The following is a 25,239-nucleotide window of genomic DNA, read 5'->3' as shown; positions in this document are numbered from 1 at the left end:
TGGATCTCATTGAGCGCGTTGTCCGAGCCGCCGCAGTTTGGCCAGCCAGCGCTTGCCGTCGTCCGCCTTGAAGTCGCCGACCATGCCAACCAATGTGGTGTGGACCGGGGCGATGCCGATGAAACCCAGAATGTTGCGCTCCAGCGACTTGACGCTGTGGGCGCGGAAATACCAGCGGTACACCAGGGCCGGCATGCCCATGGTCACCACCACCCGGGCCGATCGGCCGGTCAGCCCTTTTTTCGTGAAAGTCGCGCGGCCCGCTTCGTGTTCGAAAGCAAAGCCGGGCCGTGCCACTTGCTCGAGAAATCCCTTGAGCAGGGCGGGCATGCCGCCCAGCCAGAGCGGGAAGAACAGCACGATGTGTTCGGCCCAGCGGATGTCGGTCTGCGCCTGCTGCAAGCCGGCGGGCAGGGCACCTTCCTCCCAGGCCTGCTGGCTGTGCAGCAGCGGGAAATCGATTTCAGCGACCTGGATCCAGCGCACGGTGTGCCCGGCCTCTTCCGCGCCGGCGGCGTACGCGGCCGCCAGTGCGTGACACAGGTGGGGCACGGCGGTGTCGGGATGGCCCTGGATCAGGACAATGCGTTTGACCGTCATGGTTTGGCCTCCTTGGTGGCTGCGCTGAGTTGGCGTACGGCGCGGGCCAGCAGCGGGGCCATGCGGATCGCATTGGTCGGGTGGGTGATGGTGTCGCAGGTCAGCACACGCGTGGCGCCGGCTTCGAGCAGCTCGCGCTGGGCCTCGGCGTCGAAGAGGGCGTGCACGCCGATGCACAGCGGCGCACCCAGGCCGGCCTTGTTCAGGAGCCGCGTGGCGGCCAGCATGGTGTGCCCGGTGGAAATGATGTCGTCGAGCAGCACCGGTGTCCGCTCCGGCCAGCGTTCGCGGCTGACCAGCCGGACCCCCACCTCGCGGTCGCCGCGCCGCGTCTTGGCCAGCACGGTCCAGGGGGCGCCGGCCAGGCCGGCCACCTCGGCGACCCATTGTTCGCTTTCCTGATCGGGTCCGATCAGCCACGGCGCTTCCACGTGACTGCGCAGCCAGCGCGCGATCAGCGGCGCGGCCGGGATGACCTGCGTACGGATGCTGTACACCTCGGCCAGGCTATGGATGCGGTGCAGGTGCGGATCCACGGTGACCAGAAAGTCCAGAGAAGCAGACAACAGCCGGGCGTAGCTGCGGGCGGTCACCGCTTCGCCAGGCTGGAAGCGTTTGTCCTGCCGCATGTAGGCCAGGTAGGGCGCGACCAGTCCGACCTGCCTGGCCCCCAGTTCACGCGCCGCGTCGGCGGCAAAAATCAGCGGCAGGGTCTTGCTGTCGGGCTGGTCCAGGCTGCCGGCGAGGACCACGCAGCGGCCCGTGACCGGCGCGTCGATGCGCACGCCGGTTTCGCCGTCGGGAAAACGGTGCAGTTGCAGGCTGGCGCCGTCGCAGCGCAGGCGGCTGGCGAGGCCGGCCGCAAGCTGCTCGCCACCGGGGAGGGCCAGGACCAGCATCAGGCCTCTTCCATCACATGCACCGCTTCGGCCTGGGTGGTGGCGTACTCCAGGGCATAGGCGAGCTCACCCGGCGTTGCCGCATGCAGCGTGAACAGCGGCTGGCCGCGTTCGACCACGGTGCCGAGCTGCACATTCATGTCGATGCCGGCACACGCCGCCGACGGGGCGCCGGCGAGTTTGGCAATGCGCGCCAGGCGCCGGTTGTCGATGGCGATCACGGTGCCGCTGTGCCGGGCCCGCACGGCTTGCTGGTGGGTGGCCACCGGCGGCTCGCGCAAGCCGCCCTGCGCCTCGCAGATCTCCTGGAATTTCTGCCAGGCGCGGCCGTCTTCCAGTACCGCGGTGGCCTGGGCCAGGCCGGCCCCGACGGGCGCCGCGCCACCGAACTCGAGAATCTGTCCGGCCAGCTGCAGCGCACGCAGCGCCAGGTCGGCCGGAGCCCGCGTTTCGCGGCGCAACACGGCCAGCACGTCGCGCGCCTCCAGCGCGGGGCCGATGCCGCGCCCCACCGGCGCCACGCCGTCGGTCTGCACCACACGCACCTGCATGCCCAGCGCCTGGCCGACCTGTTCAAGCTGTTGCCCCAGCAGGTTGGCTGCATGCGCGCTGCGGACCTTGGCCGTCAACCCGACCGGCATGTCGATCAGCACATGGGTCGCGCCGGCTGCCGCCTTCTTGGACAGGACCGAGGCGACGAGTTGTCCCTGGCTGTCCAGGTCCAGCGGGCGCTCCACGCGGATCAGGATGTCGTCCGCGGGGCTGATCCGCACCGCGCCGCCCCAGACAATGCAGCCACCGGTGCGGTCGACGACACGCCGGATCTGTGCCACGTCCAGGTCCACCGGCGCCAGTGTCTCCATGGTGTCGGCGGTGCCGGCCGGCGAGGTGATGGCGCGTGACGAGGTCTTGGGCATGCGCAGCCCGCAGGCCGCGATGATGGGCACGATGATCATGGTGGTGCGGTTGCCGGGCAAGCCGCCCACGCAGTGTTTGTCCATGACCAGGCCCTCGCCCCAGTGCATGCGCTCGCCCACGTTGACCATGGCGCGGGTCAGCGCGATGGTTTCCTCCATGTCCAGATGGTCGCCGGCGCAGGCGGTGACGAAGGCCGCGAGCTGCAGGTCCGAGTAACGGCCGGCCGCCACGTCCGCGATCACCGCGTCGATGGCGGCCTGGCCCAGGCGGCGGCCGTAGACCTTGGCGCGTACATGGCTCAGCGATTCGAGTGGCGCGGGATGGTGCAGCGAAATTTCTTCCCCCGGCTGCGCATGAAGCAGGCGCCAGGCCGCTTCGGACAGGCCGGCCTCGTCGGCCGCGAGAAAGTCGCCGGTCACCACATTGAGCGTGGCCACAATGGTGTAGCCATTGAGCCGCAGTTCCACGCGAGACCGTGCCTCGAAGCCTTCCGAGTGACAGATGGGGCAGTCGCGGTGCATGTAGAGCACCGGTTCCTGGTAGGTGTCGATGCCCAGCCGGCGCAGGCGCAGCCGGTTGACAGTGGGAGGAGCGGGGGGCGGCGTTGCTTGCATGGGAATCCTTCGCGCCACTGTAGGCAAGGCGACTATCGCTGGCCTTGATAAAACGCAAGTCCGGCTTCCGGCTTGGCGGGCCCGGCAGCCTCAACCGGGCGAGACGTACTCCTTCGCGTTCAACGCACAGCAAATGTCGGGGCGGCGCCGATGCACCGTTCACCAATCGCGCATAGGCCAAAGTAATAGAAGCGAGAAGCGGGCGTCCGCAAGGTGCCGGGAATCGCGGAAGCGCTCACCCCTAGAGGATCACGCGGGATTGTCTGGTGCCATAGGGCGCACAAAAGAAAGCTCGTCCCCCGACAGGGGATCCACGGCTTCGCGCACTTGTTCAAGCACCACCACGTTGGCCTCCGATGCATCGCCGCGGCGGGCCAGCAGGCGTTCACGCAGCACCGGCAGGGGAGCCTCGCAGTGCACGATGGAAAACGGCACCCCCAGGTCTTGTGCCAGGGCATGTGCCTGATCCCGTTCGATGCGGCGCGGGAAAGCGGCGTCGAGGATCACCGGATACCCTGCCCGCAGGGCCGTGCGCGCCACGCCGAACAGCTGCGCATAAGTGCGCGCGGTGGTGCCCGCGCCGTACAGGTCCAGCCCGCGGGCGCGTGAATCCTCCAGCATGCCCAGGCCGTACAGGCGCTTGCGTTCCACGTCCGAGCGCAGCCGGATTGCGCTTTCCTGCTCGAGCAGCTGCTGCGAAACCCAGGTTTTACCCGACCCGGGCAGGCCGTGCATGATGGTCAGCCTTGCGTTGCCCGGCTGGGCCCAGGCCAGTGCTGTTGCCAGGTAGCGGCGGGCTGCGTCGCTTCCGGCGCTGCGCAGGTGTTCCACCTGCGCACGGACCAGCGCCCGGTACACCACGGAAAAGCGCAGTGCGGGCAGACCGGCGTGGTCGCCGGTGCGGTCCAGCCAGGCATTGAGGAAACGAAAGCACAGGTCCGGCCGCTGGTGGGCAGCAAGGTCCATCACCACGAAAGCCGCATCGTCGAGAACGTCGATCCAGCGCAGCGCCGGGTCGAACTCGATGCAGTCGAAAGCTGCGACATGTTCGTCAAGACGCACCACGTTGGCCAGGTGCAGGTCGCCATGGCATTCGCGTACCTGCCCGTCCGTCAGGCGGGAGGTCCACAAGGGCGCCAGGGCGTCCGCCTCGGCGGTCAGCCAGGTTTGCAGGGTGGAGAACGCGGCGTCGCTGGCCAGTGGCCGGGCACCTTCGAGCGCAGCCAGCGCGATGCGACGGCGCTGGTCGGCGCCGGAAAAACCATCCGTGGCAGCCGCGCGCGGTGCGCCTTCATGGAAGCCGGCCAGCAAGGCGGCCAGCTGATCCACGTCCTGGTTGTCCAGGGTGCCGGCGGCGGCTCTTTCACTGAAGAGCGCTCCCGGGGAAAAACGGCGCATGCGCACCGCGTACTCCAGTACCGGACCGGCACCGTCGATGTCGGGTGAGGCGGGCGTGCCGGTGATGCCTGTGACGCCCAGGTACAGCCCGGGTGCCAGCCGCCGGTTCAGCCGGACTTCTTCCTCACAGAAGTGGCGCCGGGCTGCCAGGGTGCTGTAGTCGACGAAGGGCAGATGCACGGGTTTCTTGATCTTGTACGCGGTGTCCGCGCCCAGCAACACCCAAGAAATGTGGGTCTCGATCAGTTCCGCCCGCAAGGCACCGGCCAGCGTGGTGACCAGCGCGCGGGCGGAGTTCAGGGCAGCATCAACAGTGGGCATCGTGCGCGCAGATTAAGCCGTCCCCGCGGCACCGGGCTTGATGTCGGTCAACCAGCTGTGGGTCGCAGATGCCGGGTGTTTCCTCCGGGCCGGAACTCGCAGCGGCTTGATGCACCTCAATGCCCCCAGCCTGCTGATGCCTATAGTTTCAAAACCACTTCAGAGGAGAGCGCGATGGACGGGATCCTGGTCGTTTTTTATTCCTACACCGGGACGTCACGCCGCCTGGTGCAGCTGCTGTGCAGTCAACTCGGCTGGCCCTCGGGCGAAATTGTCGAGGAGCGAACCCGTTCCGGTGCGTCTGGCACGCTGCGCTGCGTGGCCGATTCCCTGCTGCGGCGCCAGCCGCGCATCCGTTACCAGGGGCCGGACCCCAAGGATTTCTCAACAGTGGTGCTGGTCTCCCCGATCTGGGCGTATCGACTGGCCTCGCCGATGCGCAGTTTTGTGGCCGATCAGCGCGATGACTTGCAGCAGGTGGGCGTGGTGTCGGTGATGGGCGGCAGCGGCGCACCGAATGCCGTGGCCGAAATCGCGCACCTGCTGGGCCGTGCCCCGCTGCTGGCGACCGCATTTACCACGCGTGAGGTCGAAGACGGCAGTTGTGCCGGCCGTCTGGAGGCCTTTGGCCAGGCCCTGCAGACAGCCAGCAGGCAGGCCAGTCCGCTGCGTCCTGCCAGCTGGTCGCCTCTGGCCGGTTGACGCCTGGCGCGGCGCTCGCTGCGTGGCATCGCGTGCAACACGGTGTCAAGGCGTGCGCACGTGGACCTTGCGGCCGTCGCGGATGGTGGAGGGAGGGTAAACAATCACGGTTTGCCCCGGTGTCAGGCCGTTGCGCAGCCACGCCTCGTTGTTGTTGCGGGCGCCGACTTCGACCGGCTGCAGCCGGGCATAACGACCATCCAGCCGGTAGGCCGCCATGCCCTTGCCGTGCGGGAACAGCGCCCCCAGGGGTGCGAGCACGGCCTGTTCGACACTGGCCGTGACAATCCGGACCGATACCCGGAAGCCATCGCCCATGCTGCGCCAGGCTTCGGGCGGGTTGTTGACGTCGATCAACACGTTGACACGCTGTTCTTCCACCCCCAGCGCTGAGACCTTGGTGAAAGCGGCCGGTTCCACCCGGCGTACCACGCCCTCGACGGGCGGCCCGCCCCAGCGTTCGATCACCACGCGGCGCCCGGCTGTGGCCTGCACCGCGTCGGTGGTCAGCAGTTCGCTGATGACCTCCATCCGGAGCGGGTCGCCAATGTCGAGTAGCGCGGCACCAGCTGCAATGGTGCCCTCGCTGGGCTGCGGCACGCGCAGCACCACCCCGCTGACGGGCGACCGCACGCTCAGCGGCCGGGTGTTGCTGCTGCCGGCAGCCACCGGTTGCAGCGCCGCCGCGGCCTGGGCCTTTTCCTGCAGGGCCATTTCGCGCTCGGCATCCGCCACCTGCAGTTCACGGCGCGCGCCTGCCAGCGCCAGCCGGACCGCATCAAGCCGTGAAGCCGACAGGAAGCCCTCACCAGCCAATTTTTCGGTACGCTCCTTTTCCAGTTGCGCTTCCTGCAGGGAAATCCTGGCGCGTGCCACGCGGGCCGAGGCACGCTCCACCCCGGCAGCGGCCGCTTTCAGCCGGGCTGTGGCTTCGCGTGTGCTGCGTTCATCAACCATCGATGACATGACCGGCGTCAGCACGGCCACGACGTCCCCCGCGGCCACGCGGTCCCCCTCGCGCAGCACGATGCGCGCAACGCGTGCGGCCACCGGCGCCGAGACGGTGTAGCGGTCCTTCAGCCGGGTGCGTCCATCCTCCTCGATGGACTGCTCGAAGTGCCCCTGTTTGACCGTCGCGGTTTCGACTTCGACGGGTCGCGGCGAAAAGGCCCAGGCCAGTGCTGCGAGTACGGCGACGCCCGCCGCGATCCAGAGCCATGTGGTTTTTTTCAGTTTCAGCAGATTCATTCCCTGTTTCCCCTATTCCTTATTCCCTTGTCTTGAGCGCAGCCACCATGTCCAGCCGGTCGATTCGCCGTCGCACCACCAAGGCGCTGGCCAAGCCGGCGGCGACGACGCAGATCGCCGCCCAGGCGTAGGTGCGCGGCTGGATGACCACCGGAAATTGAAACTGGTCGGACTTGAGCAGTTCCGCGACCAGATGCACCAAACCCCAGCCCATCAGCATGCCCAGCGGCAACGCAATGGCGATGCTGATGGCCAGTTCGCCGAGCAGCAGAACCGAGACTTCGGCGCGTGTGAAGCCCAGCACCCGCAGGCTGGCCAGCTCCCACGTTCGCTCCGAAAGCGCGATACGTGCATTGTTGTAGACCACACCCACGGCGATCACGCTGGCAAACACGGTGAGAACCAGGCTCATGAGGCGCACATTGCGTGCGCTGACTTCCTGCATGTTGCGCAGCAGGTTGGCTTTGCTGAAGGTGCCCGCCACGCGCGGCAGGCCCTGGCTGGCGGCCAGGAAGGCGGCTTCGCTGCCGCGCTGCAGTGCCACCGCGTACTGCGAGGCCACGTCGCCTTCGCGCATCAACCGGTTCAGCGCGCGGCGCTCCATGTAGGCGTTCAGCCCCATCATTTCCTGCGCGGTGGCGGCCAGTGTCAGCTGCAGCGTCTCCCGGCGTCCTTCGAGCACCTCGGTGCGCACCGCGTCACCCACGCGCAGGCCCAGTTTGCTGGCCAGGCGGTCGGTCATCACCAGGCCGCCATCAGGCAGCGGCACTTCCCGGCCGCGGATGTCGACGATGCGCCGAAGTTCGGGCTTTTCTGCATAACCCTGGATGAGGCCCCGTTCGCTGACCGGGCCGTTGACGAACCGCACGGGAACGAGGCGCGTCGCTTCCACCGCAATGACCCCCGGCATGCGCGCCACCTCATGGCGCGCCTCGTTGCCGATGGGCTCGTTCATCCACAGGATCACGTCGCTGCGCATCGCCAGGGTGAACTGGGTGTCGACGATGTGGTCGATCGCGTCGCGTATGAAATTGCCCATCACCACGATGGCCACGGCCGCGGCGATGCCCGCAATGGACAGTCCGGTGCGCAGCGGGCGACGTTCCATGTTGCGCAGGATCATCTGAAGCGACGGCTTGACCCCTTTGATGCCCAGTCGCTCCAGCAAGGTGCGCCGGAAGTGTCCCGGTGCGGGCGGACGCATGGCCTCTGCCGGGGCCAGACGCACCGTGGCGCCGATGGCACTGAGGGTGCCGAGCATGGCGGTCGCCAGCGTCAGGCCCGCGCCCACCACCAGCAGCCAGGGCGCAAGGTGATGCTCGAAAGTCGGAAAGTAGAAGAAGTCGGCATACAGCCGCGTGAAGGCGGCGCCCAGCCAGTCGCCGAGCCAGATGCCCAGTGCGAGCCCCAGAAGGACGATCACCAGCACCAGCTTGAGGTAATGCGCGCCTATGCTGCGGTTGGGGTAACCCAGCGCCTTCAGTGCCGCGATCTGTTCCCGCTGCGTGGACACCAGCCGTGAGACCACCACATGCAAAAGAAAGGCTGCGACGCCAAGAAAGATGGAAGGCAATACCGTGCCCAGTACCTGCTGCTCCTTGATTTCCGCGTCCAGCATCGCATGTGACATCTGGTCCTCGCGGCCGTAGGCTTCTCCTGCGCCGTAGCGCGCCAGCTGTCGGCTCATGCGGGCAATCACGTCCCGTTGCGATGCCCCCGGCGCGAGCTTGATGCTCACGCGGTTGAAGGCGCCCTGCATGTCATAGGCCGCGGCGAGGGTGTCGCGGTCCATCCAGAACACCCCGAAGCCGCGCTGGTCAGGGCTGCCGCCGAGGCCGGCAAAAATATACTCCGGCGACAGCGCAATGCCTGCAATCAGCAGTGTGCGCTGTTTCCCGTTGATCAGGGCGGTGAAGGTGTCGCCCGGCTTCACGCCTCGCGATGCCGCAAAACCGGCCGAAACCAGCGCCTCGATCCGGCCGTCGCTGCGCACGCCGGAGGAAGTCGCCGAAAGGTCCAGCGCCCGGCCGCGCGAGACGCTCACCTGGTTCATGCGCGGCAGCTGTTTTCGGTCCACCCCGATCAGCTGGCCGAGAATGGGGTCGCTCACACCGGGAAGCCCGATGCGCACCACCTGCTCGATGGTGGTCTGAACGTCGGCCACGCCGGGCATCTGCCGCAGTGTCTCGACCAGGGCGTTCGGCGCGCGTTTGACCGTGGCGAACACGTCCGCAAAGCGCGCCTGGGCATAAAACCGCTCACGCGCCAGGTCCAGCGAGTCCACTGCACTCAGGCTGGTGATGAAGCCGCCGATGCCGCTGGCCACCACCAGCGCGATGGTCAGGCCCTGGCTCCAGAGCAGGCGCAGGTCCCTCAGCAACTTCCGGTCCAGCGCTTTCATGGCTTCACCATGACAATTCCGCGGGTGTCAGGCGCCGCGAAGGAGCTTCAATGCTGGCAATGCGTCCGTCCGCCAGCCGGATGACGCGATCGGCCATGCCGGCGATGGCGGCGTTGTGCGTGATGACAATGGCCGTGGTGCCCAGTTCCTGGTTGATGCGGGCAATGACTTCGAGCACCAGCTTGCCGGTGGCATAGTCGAGCGCGCCGGTCGGCTCGTCGCACAGCAACAGCTGCGGGCGCTTGACGATGGCCCGCGCAATGGCCACGCGCTGCTGCTCGCCGCCCGACAGCTGGGAAGGGAAGTGGTCCTGCCGTGGCGTCAGTGCCACCAGCGCCAGCGCCTCGTCCACCGGCATGGGGTTGCTGGCGATGTCGGTGACCAGTGCCACGTTCTCGCGCACGGTCAGGCTGGGGATGAGGTTGTAGAACTGGAACACGAAGCCGACATGTTCACGCCGGTAACGCGTCAACTCCTCATCGGGCGCATCGGTCAGGCGGTGGTCGAGGAACGCCACCTCACCGGTGCTTGGCCGGTCCAGTCCGCCAAGAATGTTCAGCAGTGTCGACTTGCCGCTGCCCGAGGCGCCGAGCAGCACCAGAAATTCACCCGCCCGCACCTCCAGATCCACGTCACGCAAGGCATGCACGGCGGTGTCACCGCTGCCATAGGTCTTGGACAGGGACCGGATGCGCAGCACCGGGGCGTCCGGCTGCTGCGCCGTGGTCATGCGTGCGGGGCCTATTGGACCGTGATTTTTTTGCTCGCTGCCGAGGCTTTCTTCGGCAACTCCAGGCTCAGGACGCCGTCGGCGTATTTGGCCTGGACCTTGCTGTCGTCCACGTCCTGGGCCAGGCTGAAGGTGCGCGAGATGTTGCCCCAGTAGCGCTCGCTGCGCAGGACCTTGTCACCATTGCCCTTGGTCTCCTTTTCGCGTTTGACCTCGGCATCGATCTGCACCACGTTGCCATCGATGCGCACGTTGATGTCTTCTTTCTTCACACCGGGGATGTCCGCCTTGACCTGGTAGGCGTCGTCCTTCTCCGAGACATCGATGCGCATTTTCAGCGCCGGGGTTTCCGTCTCGAAAACTGCGGGGGAGAAGAAGCGGCGCATGGCCGACTCGAAGGAGTCGGTGAGGGTGGGATCCAGGACACGAAGATTGCTCATGATTGACACTCCTTGAATGATTCTAAAAATGATGAAACAAACGTGCCTTCCAGGTCAGGCACCGACTTCCAGTTTGTCCACAACGCGCGAAACACCGCGCGCCGAGAACGCAGCACCAACGGCCGCTTCGCGCTCCGCCAGTGAATGCACCTTTCCCCAGAGGGTGACGACGCTGCCCTCAACCTCCACGGTGATGTGTTTGGCCTCCCGCGCAGCCTGCCGCGTCAGGGCCGCGGTGATCTGGGCGCCGACGTCCTTGCTGCTCGCGCGGGACTTGATGGTGATGCGGTTGGACAGGCCGCGTACGCCGGCCAGCGGTCGCACACATTGTTCTGCGCTGGCCAGCTGGTAGCTCCAGTCGACTTCGCCGGTCAGGGTCACCCGGCCGTTTTCGACCAGGACCTGGATCTTCTCGTCCGGCACCAGGGAGTTCAGCTGCAGGGCCGTTGCCGCCGCCTGCGCGATGTCGGAATCGCTACGTTTGTGCTCGGCGGCCAGCTTGACATCAAGCTCCAGCGCGATGCCGCGTACGCCTGCCACGCGTTTCACGGCCCGTTCCACCGCATGTTTTTCGGCGTAGCTGTCGAGGTGGCCGGTCAGGGTCACCACACCGTCCTTCACCGCCACGCCGATGCCGGTGGCGTTGACAGCGGGATCCCACGCGAGCTCGTCGGTGACGTCGGCCTTGATGTGGGCATCCGTTTTCATGGAACTCTCCTGATGGCTGTTGGAATCTGAACCCGGCTGCATGGCGCTGCCAAGGCGCCAATTTATTCTTCCTGGCGCGGTGTGCATTGACATTGCTCAAGTCGAGGCGGAACCCGGCTTCCGGTCTCAGGGCAGCAGAACCGCAGCGCCTTGGACCTGCCCCTCGCGCAGGGCCTGTACCGCCGCGTTGGCATCGCGCAGGGAAAAGGTCTGCACATGGGTCTGCAGGGACATGCCGGCCACGGTGCGGAAGAAGGCTTCGCCATCTTCACGTGTGAGGTTGGCGACCGACCGGAGTACGCGCTCACCCCAGAGCAGGCCATAGTCGAAAGCCGGGATGGTACTCATGTGGATGCCGGCGCAAACCACGGTTCCGCCCTTGCGTGTGGCGGCCAGCGCGGCCGGCACCAACGCGCCGACCGGCGCAAAAATCAGCGCTGCGTCCAGCAGCGCGGACGGGGTTTCGTCGGAACCGCCGGCCCAGGTGGCGCCCAGGCTGCGGGCGAAGACCTGTCCCGTCGTGTCGCCCGGCCGCGTGAAGGCATGCACCTGCTGGCCGCGCGCCACGGCGATCTGACAGATGATGTGGGCTGCCGCGCCGAAACCATACAGGCCCAGCCGCCGCGGCAGGGCTTCGCCCGCCAGGCGCCAGGCGCGAAAGCCGATCAGGCCGGCGCAGAGCAGAGGCGCGGCATGGGCGTCGTCGTAGCGGTCGGGCAGGGCAAAGCAGAAGCGTTCGTCGGCGGCGGCGTATTCGGCAAAACCGCCATCCCGGTCATAACCAGTGAACACCGGCGAATCGCACAGGTTCTCCCTGGCCATGGCGCAAAACGGGCATGCACCGCAGGCCTGGCCCAGCCAGGGGATGCCGACGCGCTGGCCGAGCGAAAAACGGCGCGCCTGGGGGCCGCGGGCGATCACCTGTCCCACCACTTCGTGCCCCGGCACCAGGTTGGCGCGTCGGGCCGGCAACTCACCGTCGATGATATGCAGATCGGTGCGGCAGACACCACAGGCCAGCACGCGCACCACCACCTCGCAGCCAGCCGGCTGGGGCACAGGTTTCGACGCGGGCTGCAGTTTTGCACTGGACGGATCGACCGTCATCGCGAACATGGCATCGGGCAGCAGCATCCGGGCATGTTACGCAGCTGGCGAGGCCATGGGCCGGGATTGAGCGTTTCGTTGACCTTGCGCAAATGGCGGGTGGCGCGGCTACGGGACCATCGTGTTTTTGACTGACGGGCGGCGAAGTGGTGCCGCATTTCTTCATGGCACTCTCGCACCCCCGCCCGCACGGGCATACACCGGCCCCGATGGATCTTCCGCTCAAGCTCGGCTTGGCCAGGCTCACGCATGGCGTCTCCCCGGCATCGGTGGCCATGGCATATGCCGACTGGTACACCCACCTGCTGGTGTCGCCGTCCCGGCAGGCCGAGTTGCTCGCCGACGCGCTGCGCAAGGGTCTGTTGTGGGCGCAGTATGCGCCGCAGGCCTGGCGTGGCGATTGTGTGCGCTGCGTGGAGCCGGCCCCCCAGGACAAGCGCTTCTCGCCGCCGGAGTGGGGCATGCTGCCGTTCAGCGCCATGGCCCAGGCTTTTCTGCTGCAGGACCAGTGGTGGACCGGGGCCATGACTGGCGTGCGCGGCGTATCCCGGCACCATGAAGACGTGGCGGCGTTCACCACACGCCAGTGGCTGGACATGTGGTCGCCCTCGAACTTCCTGCTGTCCAATCCCCAGGTGCTCAAGCAAACCCTGGCCACCGGCGGGGCCAACCTCGCCAATGGGTTTGCCAACTGGTCACGCGATGCCATGGCGGTGCTGACAGGGGGCAAGCCACGCGGGGTGGAGGCCTTTCGTCCCGGAAAGGAGGTGGCGCTGACCCCGGGCAAGGTGGTTTTCCGCAATCGCCTGATCGAACTGATCCAGTACGAGCCGGCCACGGCGAAAGTTGATGCCGAGCCGGTACTGATCGTGCCCTCATGGATCATGAAGTATTACATCCTCGATTTGACACCGGCCGATTCGCTGGTCCGCTACCTGGTGGACCAGGGACACAGCGTCTTCATGGTTTCCTGGAAAAATCCGGACGACCGGGATCGTGACCTGGGCCTCGACGATTACCTGCAACTCGGGGCCATGGAGGCGCTGAAGGTGGTGAGCGGGTTGCGGCCCGGCGTTGGCATTCACGCTGCGGGCTATTGCCTGGGGGGAACTTTGCTGGCCATGGCGGCTGCGGCCCTGGGGGGCCGGCCGCGCAACCCGCTGAAAACCGTGTCCCTGCTGGCCGCGCAGGTTGACTTCCATGAGCCTGGTGAATTGGGGCTGTTCATCGACGAGAGCCAGATCGCCTTTCTCGAAGACCTGATGGCGGGACGCGGCTACCTTGACGGCCGCCAGATGGCCGGTGCCTTCGCCCTGATCAATTCCAAGGACCTGGTGTGGTCCAAGCTCGTGCATGAATACCTGATGGGCGCGCAGACACCGATGACGGCGTTGCGCGCCTGGAATGCCGACGCCACGCGCATGCCGGCACGCATGCACAGTGAGTACCTGCGCCGGCTTTACCTGCACAACGACCTCTCAGAGGGCCGCTATCTGGCCGGTGGCCGCGCCATCTCTCTGGCCGACATCAAGGTGCCGCTGTTTGTGGTGGCCACCGAGCGCGACCATGTGTCGCCGTGGACCTCGGTCTACAAGATTCACCGCCTGACACGTGCCCCGGTGAGTTTTGTGCTGACCTCGGGCGGACACAACGTCGGCATTGTCAATCCGCCGTCCGGCCCCGCGGCCCACCCCCAGGCCAGCTATCGCTTCGCCACCCATGCGGAAGGCAAGGCGCCTGCGGATCCGCAGGCCTGGCTGCAAGGAACACCACCGGTTACCGGCTCCTGGTGGCCACGCTGGCACGCCTGGCTGCACGAGCAGTCAACGGAGCAGGTCCGGGCAGTGCCGGTGGCCGGCCTGCGTTCTGCAACCCGCCTGTCAGCCGCGCCCGGGACCTACGTTCACCAGGGCTGAGGCGCGGGTTTTCCTGTCGCCTCGATCCCTTCTGGCCAAGGGGTCGGCAGGCGAAGCGCTTCAAGCGCGGGCTTGCGACCCCGTGGTCGCGGGCTTGCCCGCCAGAAAGCCATTGCCCGACGTGATCGCCGCCTGAAAACTTTCCATGGCGGATTTCAATGCGCCGCCTTTATCGCTGTTGAGCAGGTGGGTCGCGCTGGCCATCATCTCGACCTGCGACTGCAGTGCCGCTGCCGTGATCTGCTGCCAGTACTCGGTGGCACCTTGCAGGTCATAACGCAGCAGGTCCGACTGGATGGCAACCAGCTCGGCCGGTTCATGACTTTCGCGCAGCTTCTGCGCCGCCGCCTGGTGACGCACGGCAGCTTCGTGGGCCGCCTGATGCTGGATGGCCCGCATGGCTTCACTGCCGCGCAACAGGGCGCAGGCCGCATCGGCAGCGACGGCCAGTTGCTGGCGCCCGAGGTCGGCCAGAACGCTGGCGGGGGCGGTGTCCGTACTTTTGCGGGACGGATCGGTGAGGGTCTGTTTTGCTCGCATGGGAATTCCTTTCGGTTGGGGAAACAGTTACCGGTTCAGCGTCGCATGGCTCCTGTGCGCTCATGCTCATGGAAGCCCTGGCACAGGGTGCACAGGGCCGCGGCAGGCCGGGCCGCGAGGCGCCGCAGATCGATGGCATCGCCGCAGTCCAGGCAATGGCCAAAGCGCTGGTCGGCCAGGCGGCGGCGCGCCGCCAGCACTTCCTCGAGTTCAAGCAGGGCGTGCCCAGCCTTGGCCTCATCGACCGTGGCCAGGGCCTGTTCCATGGCGACATCCTTGAGATCCATCACGCGGTGCTGCCCGGTGCCGCCCGCCTCGTGGGGCTGCTCGGTGGTGGCGCGCAGGACGGCACGCAATTCGGTTTCGCGCTGCGCCAGAATCTGGCTGAAGCGCGGCCTCAGGGTGCTGTCGTAGGTTTCCATGGCGAGCCTTGTGCTGGCGTGACCATTCTGCGGGCCACACGGCATCCGGGTCTTTGATCTGGAGCAACTGCGGACGCTGCTCCGTCGCTAATCTTCCAGCATGGGGTATGTTTGACCCCTGTTCCAAGGAAATTCATGAGCGTACGCAATCTCGAGACCCTGTTCCACCCCGCCTCCGTGGCCCTGATCGGCGCCTCCGACCGCGAAGGCAGCCTGGGGGCCGTGGTCCTGCGCAATCTCAGGGCAGACGGGTTTCAGGGGCCGGTCTGGCCGGTCAACCGCCGGCATGCGCAGGTGGGCGGCGGGCCGGCCTGGCCCGATGTCGATTCGCTGCCGCAGGCGCCGGAGTTGGCCATCATCTGCACGCCGGCCGAGACGGTGCCGGATCTGATCACCGCCCTGGGTCGCAAGGGCACGCGCGCCGCCATCGTGCTGTCGGCCGGGCTCAAGCAGGCCTTGAGCCCGGGCGGGCCCACGCTGGAGCAGGCCATGCTGGATGCGGCGCGGCCCTGGCTGCTGCGTATCCTCGGGCCCAACTGCATAGGCGCGCTGGTGCCCGGGATCGGACTCAATGCCAGTTTTGCACCCGGCAATGCCCTGCCCGGCAAGCTGGCCTTTGTGACGCAATCGGGCGCGCTGGCGACCGCCATGCTGGATTGGGCCAACAGCCGCGGTATCGGGTTTTCGCATTTCATCTCGCTGGGCGACAGCGCCGACGTGGACTTCGGCGACGTCATCGACTACCTGGCCAGCGATCCCGGGACGCGGGCCATCCTGATGTACATGGAGTCGGTCAAGGCCGCGCGCAAGTTCATGTCGGCGGCGCGCGCCGCCGCGCGCAACAAGCCGGTGATCGTCGTCAAGGCCGGCCGTGCGCCCGACGGCGCCCGCGCGGCAGCTTCCCACACCGGTGCGCTGGCCGGCTCCGATGTGGTGTTCGACGCTGCCGTCCGGCGTGCCGGCATGTTGCGGGTGGACACGCTGGAGGCGCTGTTCGACGCGGCCGAAACCCTGACCCATGTGAAGCGCTGGCAGGGGGAGCGGCTGGCGGTCCTGACCAACGGCGGCGGCGCCGGCGTGCTGGCCGCCGATGCGCTGGCGCTGGGCGGCGGGTCGCTGGCGGTGCTGGATGAAGGGACGCTGGAAGCGCTCAACCAGTGCCTGCCGCCCACCTGGTCGCACGGCAACCCGATCGACATCGTCGGTGATGCACCCGTCAGCCGTTATGCGGACAGCCTGCGGGTTTTGCTGGCAGCGCCCGAGGTCGACGGTGTGCTGTTCATCCATGCCCCCACGGCCATTGTTCCGGCCGACCGGATTGCAGCGACCTGTCTGCCGCTGATCCAGGCGGCAGCCAAGCCCGTGCTGACCTGCTGGCTGGGTGGTGCGGCAGTAGCGCTGGCGCGGCGGGATAGCGCCAGCGCCGGCATTGCCAGCTACAACACACCGGAACGCGCGGCGGCGGCGTGGCTGCAACTGGCCACCTACGCCCGCAACCAGCAGGCGCTGCAGCAGCTTCCCGCGTCCGTGCTGGAGGACTTCACGCCGGACCGGCAACTGGCCCAGTCGCTGCTCGAGGAGGCGCTGCGGGAAGGCCGCGAGTGGCTCGGTGATGCGCAGGCGCAGGCGCTTCTGCGGGCCTACGGTATCCCCACGGTGGAGACCGTCCGAACTCGCGACGTCGAGGAGGCGGTCGCTGTGGCCGACCGCATCGGTTACCCGGTGGCCCTGAAGATCATCTCCCCCCAGGTCATCCACAAGTCCGACGTCGGCGGCGTGGCGCTCAACCTGGTCTCTGCGGAAGAACTCCGGCGCGCGGCCGGGAAGATGCGCCGGCAGGTGATTGCGCTGCTGCCGCAGGCGCAGATTCTCGGCTTCACCGTGCAGGCCATGGCTGAGCGGCCCGGCGCGCACGAATTGATTGTCGGCATTGCCTCGGACCCCGTGTTCGGCCCGGTGATGCTGCTCGGTGAGGGTGGTGTGGCCGTCGAGCTGCACAAGAACCATGTGGTGGCGCTGCCGCCGCTCAACACCCGTCTGGCACAGGACATGCTCGCTGGCAGCCGGCTGTCGCTGCTGTTGGCCGGTTACCGCGGGCGCCCGCCCGCCGACGAGGCGGCGCTGCTGGCCACGCTGCTGAAGGTCTCGCAGATGGCCTGCGACCTGGCCTGGCTCGCCGAACTCGACATCAACCCCCTGCTGGTCGATGAACACGGCGTGCTGGCGCTTGATGCGCGAGTGCGGCTGCGCCCGGTCCCGTCGGGCGAACGCAGCCGGCTGGCCATCCGTCCCTACCCGCAGGCGCTGGAAGAACATGTGAATGTCAAGGGCCAGGACGTGCTGCTGCGTCCGATTCGCCCAGAAGACGGGCAGCGCCTGATGGCCTTTTATGCCGGGGCATCGCCCGCTGACATGCGGCTGCGCTTTTTCATGACCCGGCGCGAGGTGCCGCATTCCGAACTGGCACGTTACAGCCAGATCGACTATGACCGCGAGATGACCTTTGTGGCGATGGTGCCTCAGGCGGGCGGCGAACCGGTCATGGTGGCCGAAGCGCGGGCCGTTTGCGATCCGGACAACCTGCAGGCGGAATTCGCCATTCAGGTGGCCACGGACTGGCAGGGGCGCGGCCTGGGGCGCCAGATGATGGACAAGCTAATTCGTTACCTGCGCGAGCACGGCACCACCGAGGTCGTGGGGCAGTGCCTGCCGGAGAACGTGGGCATGGCCGCGTTGGCGCGCCAGACCGGTTTCGACGTGTCCACCACAAGTGCGCAGGAAACCGTGGCGATGCGTCTGTCGCTGCGCTGAGAAATTTTTGAGCAGGAGAAAAAATTGTCCGCTTTCCATCAGATTCTTGTACCCTTCGACGGCAGCCCGACATCGGAAAAGGCGCTCGATGAAGCCATTCGCCTCGCCCGGCTGACCGGGGCGCGGTTGCGGCTGCTCCATGTGGTGGACGAGCTGAGTTACGTCAATGGATTCGAGACGGCGATGAACTACACCAATGAAATCGTGCCATTGATGCAGGCGGCTGGTGAGAAACTGCTGGCGCTCGCCCGGCAAAAGGCTGTGGACCAGGGCGTGGACACCGACAGCGTGCTGATTGTGGGCGGGCCGGGCCGCATCTGCGAACATGTGGCCGAACAGGCCAGGAGCGCGAAGGCAGACCTGATTGTGGTGGGCTCGCACGGGCGGCGCGGCATAGGCCGTGTCCTGATGGGCAGCGACGCCGAGCAGATCGTACGAACCGCCCCGGTTCCGGTGCTGGTGGTGCGCGGGGCCGAGGATGCTGCCCGCCAGTAGTGCCAGTAGTGCCAGTAGTGCGCCGGTCGGGCGCTAGTTGCAGCCCTGCTGGTTGACGATGGACTGCAGGGCGTCGGTGTCGAGGATGCGCACATGGCGCTGGTGGACGTCGATGACGCCGTCGTCGGCAAACTTCGAGAAGGTGCGGCTCACAGTTTCGAGCTTCATGCCAAGGTAACTGCCGATCTCTTCGCGTGTCATGCGCAGGACCAGTTCCGACCCCGAGAAGCCCCGCGCGTGCAGCCGCTGCACCAAGTTGAGGAGGAAGGCTGCCACGCGTTCTTCGGCGCGCATGCTGCCCAGCAGCAGCATCACACCGTGTTCGCGCACGATCTCGCGGCTCATGATGCGGTGCACATGGTGCTGCAGGGCATTGATCTCGCGCGAGAGCTCACCGATGCGATTGAAGGGCATGACGCAGACCTCGGCATCTTCCAGGGCAACGGCATCGCAGGTATGGCGGTCGTTGACAATGCCGTCCAGGCCGATGACCTCGCCAGCCATCTGGAAGCCGGTGACCTGGTCGCGGCCGTCCCCGGAGGTGACACAGGTCTTGAAAAATCCGGTGCGAATGGCAAACAGCGATTCGAAAGGCTCGCCGTTGCGAAACAGGGTGGCGCCGCGTTTGACCTTGCGGCGAACGGCCACGACCTCGTCGATGCGTGCGAGCTCTTGCGGGCTCAGGCCCACCGGCATGCACAGCTCGCGCAGGTTGCAGTTCGAGCACGCTACCTTGATGGTTTTTTCATCGACAAATGGTGCTTCCGGAACATTCATTAGCAGATCCGCGGTGGTCGCACGTACGGGGATTTCCTTCATGGGAGAGCCTTTTATGATCTTGATCAAATTGTCCGGGTCCGCGCCCCGGCGCCTTTGATCCATGTCAAGCGCTCATTGGGGCGGACGCGGCACAGTCACTTACCTCCACGAGAAACTTGTCATGACCCATGTATCGCCCGAACTGCTCCAACGATTCGACGTTCCGGGGCCGCGGTATACATCCTACCCAACGGCCGATCGTTTCGTAGAAGCCTTCACTGCAACTGACTATGGCCAGGCCCTGGTCCAGCGCCGCACGGGCCCGGCCGGGTTGACCATGCCGCTGTCGCTGTATGTCCATATTCCGTTCTGTGAATCGCTTTGTTATTACTGCGCCTGCAACAAGATCATCACCAAGCACCACAACCGTGCCGTCAGTTATCTGCGCTACCTGAGCCGCGAAATCGACCTGCACACGGCCCAGCTCGGCCAGGGGCAGACGGTCACGCAGCTGCATCTGGGCGGAGGCTCGCCGACCTTTCTGTCGGACGATGAGTTGCGGGAACTCATGGCCATGCTGCGGCGCAGCTTCACGATGGTGCCCGGTGGCGAATACTCCATCGAGATCGACCCGCGCACGGTGGATGGTTCGCGCCTGCGCGCTCTGGCCGACATGGGTTTTAACCGCCTGAGTTTTGGCGTGCAGGATTTCGATCCCGATGTCCAGAAGGCCGTGCACCGCATCCAGCCGTTTGAGCAGGTCAGCGAGCTGATGGCCCAGGCGCGTGAAGTGGGATTCGACTCCATCAATGTGGACCTGATCTACGGCCTGCCGCGCCAGACGCCCGAGTCCTTTGCACGCACATTGGCCCAGGTGACGCAGCTGAAGCCCGACCGCATTGCGCTGTATGCCTATGCGCACCTGCCCGAACGTTTCAAGCCGCAGCGGCGCATTGTCTCCGCGGACTTGCCCGGTGCGGCGGCCAAGGTGGCCATGCTGTCACAGTCACTCGCGGCATTCATGGCTGCGGGCTACGTCTACATCGGCATGGACCACTTTGCACTGCCCAACGACGCGCTGGCCGTGGCCAAGCGCCAGGGCCGGCTGCATCGCAACTTCCAGGGTTACAGCACCCAGCCCGACTGCGACCTGATCGCCTTGGGCGTCTCGGCCATCGGACGCATCGGTGCGACCTACAGCCAGAACGCCAAGACAATGGAAGAGTATTGCGACCTTCTTGACCAGGGTCGTCTTCCCGTGGTGCGCGGGCTGGCGCTCAGCCGCGACGACCTGGCGCGCCGGGCCGTGATCATGGCGCTGATGTGCCAGGGGCAGGTGCTTTTCGAGTCGATCGAGCTGGCCTGGCTACTGGACTTCCGCAGCTATTTCGCGGCCGAGCTGGAACAGCTGCGCAGTCTGGCCGATGCGGGGCTGGTGCTGCTCGATGAATCAGGCATCCAGGTCACGGCGCAGGGCTGGTTCTTCGTGCGTGCAGTGGCCATGGTGTTCGACCGCTACCTGCAGGCCGACCGCAACCGCGCCAGGTTCTCGCGCATCATCTAAGAGGTTTTCGCGATGTCCACCACACTGGCTGTGACAGCCCTGATGATGGGGCTGGCCGGCGGCCCGCATTGCGCTGCCATGTGCGGCGCGGCCTGTGCGGGCATTTCGCGCCTGGGTCCGCGCCAGGGCGCTGGCTCATCGTCGCGTTCACTCTGGAGTTTTCAGGCCGGGCGTCTGGCGGGTTATTCGCTGGCCGGCGCCGCCGCGGCGCTGGCCGTGCAGAGTCTGGCTTGGCTGACCACGAACACTGCGGCGCTGCGTCCGGTCTGGACGCTGTTTCATCTGGCCGTGCTGCTTTGGGGGCTGATGCTGCTGGCCCAGGCGCGCCAGCCGGCATGGGTCAGCGATGCCGGCCGCGCTGTCTGGTCACGCATCCGGCCGCTGGCCGCGGCGCGGGGCGGCATCTTTGCCACCGGTGCGTTGTGGGCCTTCATGCCCTGCGGCCTGCTCTATTCGGCGCTGCTGGTCGCTTCGCTCAGCGGCGGGCCGCTGGAGGGCGCGCTGTCGATGGCGCTGTTCGCTGCGGGCAGCAGCGTGTCGCTGATGCTCGTGCCGCTGCTGTACGACAAGCTGCAGGACCGCGGCAACAAGCTCAAGCAGGACTGGGGCACGCGCGCCGCGGGTGGCTTGCTGATCCTCGCGGCAGCCTGGGCGCTCTGGGCCGATGCCTTTCACCGCTTTGCCGAGTGGTGCGGTCTGGCCTGATCACCGGCCCCGGCCAGCGTTGACGACGTCAGCGTCGTCAGCGGAGGGTGAACGTTTCGAGGTAGAACGGCATGTGAACGTTCCAGTGCAGCTCGCGCTCGATGTGCTGGCGCATCGCGTCCGCAGCAGCCGGTTCACCGTGCGTGATGAAGGTCTGTTTCGGCGGCGCCTTGAACCCCTTGAGCCAGCTCACGATTTCGGCGGCGTCCGCATGGGCCGACAGGTCGTCCAGCATGGCGACCTCGGCCCGGATCGGCACGTCCTCGCCGAAGATCCGCACCGTCGGCGCACCCCCTGCGATCGAGGCACCACGCGTGCCGCCAGCCTGAAAGCCGGCAAACAAAATGGTGTTGCGTTTGTCGGGCGCAAAGGCCTTGAGGTGGTGTACCACGCGTCCGCCCGTGGCCATGCCACTGGCGGCGACGATCACCATCGGGCCATGGCGCGCATTGAGCAGCCGCGATTCTTCCGGTGTCTGCACGATATGGGCGGCGTGCGAAAGCGCATCACATTCGGCGGCCGTCAGCCGCAGTTCGGGTTTGTGTTTCAGGTAAACCTGCATGGCGCTGGCCGCCATCGGGCTGTTGAGGTACACAGGTATGTTGTGGATCACGCCCTGGGCCTTGAGCAACTGGATGCAGTGCAGCAGGCTCTGGGCCCGGCCCACGGCAAAGGCAGGGATCACCACCACGCCACCGCGGGCGGCGGTGCGGTTGATCACCTTGCCCAGTTCCAGCAGCGGGTCCGCGTTCTTGTGCGGTCGGTCGCCGTAAGTGGATTCCACCACCAGGTAGTCGGCGCCATCCATCTGCACCGGGGGCTTGAGCACCAGGTCATTGGGCCGGCCGATGTCCCCGGAAAACAGGATGGAGCGTGAGCCGTCGTCCAGCCTGACAAACGACGAGCCGACCATGTGGCCCGAGGGCGTCATGCGGGCATGCAGGCCCGGTGCGGCCTCCCATTCCATGCCGTGGGGAACCGGATGAAACAGCTTGAGGCACTGCAGCGCGTCCTCGCGCGTGTACAGCGGCAGCGCCTCCTTGTGTTTGGACAGTTTGTGGCGGTTGGTGTATTCGGCCTCTTCCTCCTGCAGGTGGCCTGAATCGGGAAGCAGGATGCGGCACAGGTCGTAGGTGCCCGGCGTGCAGAACACCTTGCCACGAAACCCCTGGCGCGCCAACAGCGGCAGGTAGCCGCTGTGGTCGATGTGGGCGTGCGTCAGGATCACCGCGTCGATCGAGGAGGGCTTCACTGGCGGCGGCGCCCAGTTGCGCAGGCGCAGCAGCTTGTAGCCCTGGAACAGGCCGCAATCGACCAGCACCTTGGACTTGTCGTGCTGGATCAGGTATTTGGAGCCGGTGACGGTGTCGGTCGCGCCGAGGAATTGGAGTTTCATGGGTTTCAGTCTAGAAAGGGCGGGGCTGGACTCGCTTGCGGTGGATCAACAGGGGTGGACCTGACGCCAGACGCCTTTTTTACTGCGCCAGGGCCGTCCGCGCGGCCGCCAGGTCCCAGCCGGCCCAGCCACAGCTCTTGAAAAGCACCGGCCCTGCCGGACGCTGCGTGTCATGGGCCAGCACGTCCGCGAGTGTTGCAAAGCGGCTCACATCCAGACCGGCCTGCAGCAGATCGCCCGCTTCATGGCTTGCATCGCCGGTGTCCACAAACACCGCGCCCTGCTGTGCAAAGTGACGACACAGGTCGGAGCCCAGCTCCACCATCTGCGGTGTGAAGGCGCCCACCGCGCTGATGAAAGCATCCGGGCGCGGCAGGCTGTCGAGTACCACGCCATGGGCCGGCGTGCAGGTGACCGCCAGCGGGCAGTCGGCCAGCGCGGCGTTGGCGTCCTGCACCACGCTGGCCTTCAGGCCCATCGACCGGGCATGCCGGGCGAGCGCGTCTGCGCTGGACGCGCTGCGCGAGGCGATCAGGACTTCGCGGACCTGCAGGATGTCGGCAAAGGCGTCGAGGTGGGCCTTGCCCTGCACCCCCGCGCCCACGATCAGCAACGGCCCGCGGGTGTGGGGGGCCAGCCGCTGCGCCGCGAGCACGGAAACAGCCGCGGTGCGCCGCGCCGTCACTGTCGGGCCGTCCAGCACCAGCCGGCGTTCGCCGCTGGCAATGTCAAACACCACCACGTCGCCCTGGATGGTGGCGCGCGTGGTTCCGGCGTTGGCCGGCGTGAAGGTGATCAGTTTGGTCATCGCCACCCGGCGGTCCGACGCCGGCATCACAAACAGGCTGCCGCCGCCGGCCAGGGGCAGCACCTGCCGCTGCGGCACCTGCACCGAGGCATCCCCCAGCAGGCGCTCGATCTCTTGCAGCAGGGCGGGGTAGGGCAGGCGGGCCGCGGTCTGCGCGGCACTCAGCAGGATGGGCGAATCGGTCATGGCTGGATGGTAAGCCAGCCCGTGCATGGGCTTGTCCTTGGCGTCGGCGCAGGGCCGCTCAGGGCGTGTTTGCGGGAAGCGGTTTTATCCTACATCGGCACGGGAAGTGACCCGCGTTGAATGTCCAGGGCGCGTTCTTAACATCGAAACAGTCGCAACGAGGAGTTTGTTTCATGTTTTCCACCCATATGCCCCAAGTCAACACCGTCCCCCGTGAATACCTTTATCTGGGTGCCGGTGTCGTGTTGATTGTCAGCCTGCTGGCGGCCATCGCCGTGGTGGCCGGTGGTGAAGTCAAAAAGGCCCAGGCGCGGGACACCATGCTGGCTTCCCAGCAAACCGCCGTGGCTTATTGTGTGGAAACCCTGCGCGGTGCGGCCCTCAGCGACTGCATGCGACATGCCCGGGCCGACGTGTACAACGACGGCGCCAAGCCGACGCTGGCCGGCAATGATGCGGCAGGCGCGGTGATGGCCGGTGGCCAGGCCAAGGCGCCCGCGGACAACATCGGCATGATGCCGGTGTCCTTCAACGCTGTGCGTTAAACCCGGCTTTTATCGGCTTTGACCCGGCTGCTGCCTGCAGGCGCCGGTCGGCGGTGCAGAGGGGTTTCAGGAAGGCGCGCCGGCAGCGGTTAGCATTGCCTTCCATGAAATTATCCCGTCTTTTTCAGCCTCGCAATCCCCTGTTCTGGATGGCCATGGCGCTCAACGCCCTGTCGGCCGCGCTGGCCTGGATTGTTCACAACCGGGTGCTGGACACCTGGGCCACCCTGATCGTCGGCGGTTTCGCCCTCAGCAACGCACTGATCGGCAGCTGGCTGGTCTGGCGGCTGCTGCGGGACGAACCTGCTCCCCAAAAAATCAACTGATCGCCCCCGCGCCCTGCGTGATGTCGCGCTGCGTTGTGATTGCCGCGCGAACAGCCACACGCAGCCCGCGCACCACGTCCTCCAGCGGCATGTGGGGCTGGCCCTGGCCGGGCAGGAAAGGCACATGAACAAAGCCACCGCGCGTGCGCTTGAAGCCGCGCTGCGTGGCCAGCATGTGCATGAGGCCGTAAAACACATGGTTGCAGACAAAGGTGCCGGCGGTCTGCGAGACCTCGGCGGCCAGCCCTTCCTTTTGCAACGCCTGCAGCATGGCCTTGATGGGCAGCGTGCTGAAATACGCCGCCGGCCCGCCGGCGACAACCGGCGTGTCCACCGGCTGTGCGGCGGCATTGTCGGCAATACGCGCATCGTTCACATTGATGGCCACACGCTCCAGCGAGAGGGCGGCGCGCCCGCCGGCCTGACCGACACAGAGGACCAGCACCGGCTTGTGCAGGCGCAACAGCCGCCCGAGTTCGGCCAGCGAGGCTTCAAACACGGTTGGCAATGACGCGGCCACCACCTGGTGGCCGGCGATACGGCGGCCGTGCAGCGCCTGGACCGCCTGCCAGCTCGGGTTCACGGTGTCGCCGCCGAAAGCGTCAAAACCGGTCAGCAGGATGCGCGGCAGGGGTGGGGAAGTCGTCGGGCGTGGCATGCCACCATTGTGCGGCAGGCCG

General features: G+C 66.6%; 24 protein-coding genes. 8 read left to right on the top strand and 16 right to left on the bottom strand.

What is annotated here, in order from left to right:
• Nucleotides 1–6: 6 nt before the first annotated feature.
• The 4 genes from AAG813_RS01055 to AAG813_RS01040 form a co-directional block, all read right to left on the bottom strand.
• Nucleotides 7–600 (bottom strand): NAD(P)H-dependent oxidoreductase, encoded by a 594-nt coding sequence (locus AAG813_RS01055; RefSeq protein ID WP_341910910.1) that lies wholly within the window; start codon nt 598–600, stop codon nt 7–9.
• Nucleotides 597–1,499 carry a ribose-phosphate pyrophosphokinase gene (locus AAG813_RS01050; RefSeq protein ID WP_341910906.1) on the bottom strand — a complete coding sequence of 301 codons (903 nt, stop codon included), beginning with the start codon at nt 1,497–1,499 and terminating at the stop codon, nt 597–599. Before AAG813_RS01050 ends, AAG813_RS01055 begins: the two co-directional genes overlap by 4 nt.
• A complete protein-coding gene (locus AAG813_RS01045) occupies nt 1,499–3,031 on the bottom strand; it encodes a thymidine phosphorylase family protein (protein WP_341910903.1) in 1,533 nt (510 codons plus the stop codon). The genes AAG813_RS01050 and AAG813_RS01045 overlap by 1 nt, the downstream gene beginning before the upstream one ends.
• 249 nt (nt 3,032–3,280) lie before the next feature.
• Entirely contained in the window at nt 3,281–4,750 is a 1,470-nt protein-coding gene (locus AAG813_RS01040; protein WP_341910901.1) for an AAA family ATPase, read from the bottom strand.
• Between the two features lie 174 nt (nt 4,751–4,924).
• Between AAG813_RS01040 and AAG813_RS01035 the strand changes: the two genes are divergently transcribed.
• The gene (locus AAG813_RS01035; protein WP_341910899.1) at nt 4,925–5,452 is read left to right on the top strand and encodes a flavodoxin; all 528 of its coding nucleotides are present in this window, start codon (nt 4,925–4,927) and stop codon (nt 5,450–5,452) included.
• 45 nt (nt 5,453–5,497) lie between these two features.
• Here AAG813_RS01035 and AAG813_RS01030 read toward each other — a convergent pair whose 3' ends face one another.
• The 6 genes from AAG813_RS01030 to AAG813_RS01005 all read right to left on the bottom strand — a co-directional run bounded on the left by AAG813_RS01030 (nt 5,498) and on the right by AAG813_RS01005 (nt 12,095).
• Complete coding sequence (locus AAG813_RS01030) at nt 5,498–6,700, bottom strand: HlyD family efflux transporter periplasmic adaptor subunit (RefSeq protein WP_341910896.1); 1,203 nt, start codon at nt 6,698–6,700, stop codon at nt 5,498–5,500.
• 19 nt (nt 6,701–6,719) lie between these two features.
• Nucleotides 6,720–9,101 carry an ABC transporter permease gene (locus tag AAG813_RS01025; protein ID WP_341910894.1) on the bottom strand — a complete coding sequence of 794 codons (2,382 nt, stop codon included), beginning with the start codon at nt 9,099–9,101 and terminating at the stop codon, nt 6,720–6,722.
• Nucleotides 9,102–9,105: 4 nt separating this feature from the next.
• Nucleotides 9,106–9,831, bottom strand: a complete 726-nt coding sequence (locus AAG813_RS01020; RefSeq protein WP_341910892.1) for an ABC transporter ATP-binding protein — start codon at nt 9,829–9,831, stop codon at nt 9,106–9,108.
• A gap of 11 nt (nt 9,832–9,842) precedes the next feature.
• Nucleotides 9,843–10,271 carry an Hsp20/alpha crystallin family protein gene (locus AAG813_RS01015; protein WP_341910890.1) on the bottom strand — a complete coding sequence of 143 codons (429 nt, stop codon included), beginning with the start codon at nt 10,269–10,271 and terminating at the stop codon, nt 9,843–9,845.
• Between the two features lie 54 nt (nt 10,272–10,325).
• Entirely contained in the window at nt 10,326–10,979 is a 654-nt protein-coding gene (locus tag AAG813_RS01010; protein WP_341910888.1) for a BON domain-containing protein, read from the bottom strand.
• 126 nt (nt 10,980–11,105) lie between these two features.
• Complete coding sequence (locus AAG813_RS01005; protein WP_341911091.1) at nt 11,106–12,095, bottom strand: zinc-dependent alcohol dehydrogenase family protein; 990 nt, start codon at nt 12,093–12,095, stop codon at nt 11,106–11,108.
• Nucleotides 12,096–12,250: 155 nt separating this feature from the next.
• Between AAG813_RS01005 and AAG813_RS01000 the strand changes: the two genes are divergently transcribed.
• Nucleotides 12,251–14,002, top strand: a complete 1,752-nt coding sequence (locus tag AAG813_RS01000; protein WP_341910886.1) for a poly-beta-hydroxybutyrate polymerase N-terminal domain-containing protein — start codon at nt 12,251–12,253, stop codon at nt 14,000–14,002.
• A 60-nt stretch (nt 14,003–14,062) separates the two neighbouring features.
• On the opposite strand, the gene AAG813_RS00995 is transcribed toward AAG813_RS01000, so the two are convergent.
• Nucleotides 14,063–14,542, bottom strand: coding sequence for a phasin family protein (locus AAG813_RS00995; RefSeq protein WP_341910884.1), 480 nt, complete (start codon nt 14,540–14,542; stop codon nt 14,063–14,065).
• A 35-nt stretch (nt 14,543–14,577) separates the two neighbouring features.
• Entirely contained in the window at nt 14,578–14,964 is a 387-nt protein-coding gene (locus AAG813_RS00990; RefSeq protein WP_341910883.1) for a TraR/DksA C4-type zinc finger protein, read from the bottom strand.
• Between the two features lie 135 nt (nt 14,965–15,099).
• On the opposite strand from AAG813_RS00990, the gene AAG813_RS00985 reads away from it, so the two are divergent.
• Nucleotides 15,100–17,775: a bifunctional acetate--CoA ligase family protein/GNAT family N-acetyltransferase gene (locus tag AAG813_RS00985; RefSeq protein ID WP_341910880.1), complete on the top strand. Its 2,676-nt coding sequence runs from the start codon at nt 15,100–15,102 to the stop codon at nt 17,773–17,775.
• Nucleotides 17,776–17,799: 24 nt separating this feature from the next.
• On the top strand, nt 17,800–18,270 hold the full coding sequence (locus AAG813_RS00980) for a universal stress protein (protein ID WP_341910878.1): 471 nt from the start codon (nt 17,800–17,802) through the stop codon (nt 18,268–18,270).
• A 33-nt stretch (nt 18,271–18,303) separates the two neighbouring features.
• On the opposite strand, the gene AAG813_RS00975 is transcribed toward AAG813_RS00980, so the two are convergent.
• The gene (locus tag AAG813_RS00975; protein WP_341911089.1) at nt 18,304–19,047 is read right to left on the bottom strand and encodes a helix-turn-helix domain-containing protein; all 744 of its coding nucleotides are present in this window, start codon (nt 19,045–19,047) and stop codon (nt 18,304–18,306) included.
• A 163-nt stretch (nt 19,048–19,210) separates the two neighbouring features.
• On the opposite strand from AAG813_RS00975, the gene hemN reads away from it, so the two are divergent.
• The gene (hemN, locus tag AAG813_RS00970; protein ID WP_341910876.1) at nt 19,211–20,593 is read left to right on the top strand and encodes an oxygen-independent coproporphyrinogen III oxidase; all 1,383 of its coding nucleotides are present in this window, start codon (nt 19,211–19,213) and stop codon (nt 20,591–20,593) included.
• A 12-nt stretch (nt 20,594–20,605) separates the two neighbouring features.
• Entirely contained in the window at nt 20,606–21,298 is a 693-nt protein-coding gene (locus AAG813_RS00965; RefSeq protein WP_341910874.1) for a sulfite exporter TauE/SafE family protein, read from the top strand.
• A 37-nt stretch (nt 21,299–21,335) separates the two neighbouring features.
• Here the strand turns inward: AAG813_RS00965 and AAG813_RS00960 are convergent, their stop codons facing one another.
• Both AAG813_RS00960 and AAG813_RS00955 read right to left on the bottom strand, forming a co-directional pair.
• Nucleotides 21,336–22,694: an MBL fold metallo-hydrolase gene (locus tag AAG813_RS00960; protein ID WP_341910872.1), complete on the bottom strand. Its 1,359-nt coding sequence runs from the start codon at nt 22,692–22,694 to the stop codon at nt 21,336–21,338.
• A 79-nt stretch (nt 22,695–22,773) separates the two neighbouring features.
• The gene (locus AAG813_RS00955) at nt 22,774–23,688 is read right to left on the bottom strand and encodes a delta(1)-pyrroline-2-carboxylate reductase family protein (RefSeq protein WP_341910870.1); all 915 of its coding nucleotides are present in this window, start codon (nt 23,686–23,688) and stop codon (nt 22,774–22,776) included.
• Between the two features lie 173 nt (nt 23,689–23,861).
• Between AAG813_RS00955 and AAG813_RS00950 the strand changes: the two genes are divergently transcribed.
• Nucleotides 23,862–24,233 (top strand): hypothetical protein, encoded by a 372-nt coding sequence (locus AAG813_RS00950; protein ID WP_341910867.1) that lies wholly within the window; start codon nt 23,862–23,864, stop codon nt 24,231–24,233.
• 104 nt (nt 24,234–24,337) lie between these two features.
• Nucleotides 24,338–24,559, top strand: coding sequence for a hypothetical protein (locus AAG813_RS00945; protein ID WP_293592729.1), 222 nt, complete (start codon nt 24,338–24,340; stop codon nt 24,557–24,559).
• Here the strand turns inward: AAG813_RS00945 and pcp are convergent.
• Nucleotides 24,552–25,190, bottom strand: coding sequence for a pyroglutamyl-peptidase I (gene pcp / locus AAG813_RS00940; RefSeq protein ID WP_341911087.1), 639 nt, complete (start codon nt 25,188–25,190; stop codon nt 24,552–24,554). The genes AAG813_RS00945 and pcp overlap by 8 nt on opposite strands.
• Nucleotides 25,191–25,239 lie beyond the last annotated feature (49 nt).

The organism is Polaromonas sp. YR568, from assembly GCF_943371715.1.
GTDB lineage: Bacteria > Pseudomonadota > Gammaproteobacteria > Burkholderiales > Burkholderiaceae_C > Polaromonas.
The sequence above is the reverse complement of the archived record's forward strand: the minus strand, read 5'-3'. Positions and strand labels throughout refer to the sequence as shown.

Coding starts and splice junctions, on each gene's coding strand:
- AAG813_RS00955 (WP_341910870.1), bottom strand. CDS start 23,688: ATGACCGATTCGCCCATCCTGCTGAGTGCCGCGCAGACCGCGGCCCGC.
- AAG813_RS01055 (WP_341910910.1), bottom strand. CDS start 600: ATGACGGTCAAACGCATTGTCCTGATCCAGGGCCATCCCGACACCGCC.
- AAG813_RS01005 (WP_341911091.1), bottom strand. CDS start 12,095: ATGTTCGCGATGACGGTCGATCCGTCCAGTGCAAAACTGCAGCCCGCG.
- AAG813_RS01030 (WP_341910896.1), bottom strand. CDS start 6,700: ATGAATCTGCTGAAACTGAAAAAAACCACATGGCTCTGGATCGCGGCG.
- AAG813_RS00990 (WP_341910883.1), bottom strand. CDS start 14,964: ATGGAAACCTACGACAGCACCCTGAGGCCGCGCTTCAGCCAGATTCTG.
- AAG813_RS01025 (WP_341910894.1), bottom strand. CDS start 9,101: ATGAAAGCGCTGGACCGGAAGTTGCTGAGGGACCTGCGCCTGCTCTGG.
- AAG813_RS00960 (WP_341910872.1), bottom strand. CDS start 22,694: ATGAAACTCCAATTCCTCGGCGCGACCGACACCGTCACCGGCTCCAAA.
- AAG813_RS01010 (WP_341910888.1), bottom strand. CDS start 10,979: ATGAAAACGGATGCCCACATCAAGGCCGACGTCACCGACGAGCTCGCG.
- AAG813_RS01020 (WP_341910892.1), bottom strand. CDS start 9,831: ATGACCACGGCGCAGCAGCCGGACGCCCCGGTGCTGCGCATCCGGTCC.
- AAG813_RS00950 (WP_341910867.1), top strand. CDS start 23,862: ATGTTTTCCACCCATATGCCCCAAGTCAACACCGTCCCCCGTGAATAC.
- hemN (WP_341910876.1), top strand. CDS start 19,211: ATGACCCATGTATCGCCCGAACTGCTCCAACGATTCGACGTTCCGGGG.
- AAG813_RS01035 (WP_341910899.1), top strand. CDS start 4,925: ATGGACGGGATCCTGGTCGTTTTTTATTCCTACACCGGGACGTCACGC.
- AAG813_RS01015 (WP_341910890.1), bottom strand. CDS start 10,271: ATGAGCAATCTTCGTGTCCTGGATCCCACCCTCACCGACTCCTTCGAG.
- AAG813_RS01000 (WP_341910886.1), top strand. CDS start 12,251: ATGGCACTCTCGCACCCCCGCCCGCACGGGCATACACCGGCCCCGATG.
- AAG813_RS01045 (WP_341910903.1), bottom strand. CDS start 3,031: ATGCAAGCAACGCCGCCCCCCGCTCCTCCCACTGTCAACCGGCTGCGC.
- AAG813_RS00975 (WP_341911089.1), bottom strand. CDS start 19,047: ATGAATGTTCCGGAAGCACCATTTGTCGATGAAAAAACCATCAAGGTA.
- AAG813_RS01050 (WP_341910906.1), bottom strand. CDS start 1,499: ATGCTGGTCCTGGCCCTCCCCGGTGGCGAGCAGCTTGCGGCCGGCCTC.
- AAG813_RS00965 (WP_341910874.1), top strand. CDS start 20,606: ATGTCCACCACACTGGCTGTGACAGCCCTGATGATGGGGCTGGCCGGC.
- AAG813_RS00945 (WP_293592729.1), top strand. CDS start 24,338: ATGAAATTATCCCGTCTTTTTCAGCCTCGCAATCCCCTGTTCTGGATG.
- AAG813_RS00985 (WP_341910880.1), top strand. CDS start 15,100: ATGAGCGTACGCAATCTCGAGACCCTGTTCCACCCCGCCTCCGTGGCC.
- AAG813_RS00995 (WP_341910884.1), bottom strand. CDS start 14,542: ATGCGAGCAAAACAGACCCTCACCGATCCGTCCCGCAAAAGTACGGAC.
- AAG813_RS01040 (WP_341910901.1), bottom strand. CDS start 4,750: ATGCCCACTGTTGATGCTGCCCTGAACTCCGCCCGCGCGCTGGTCACC.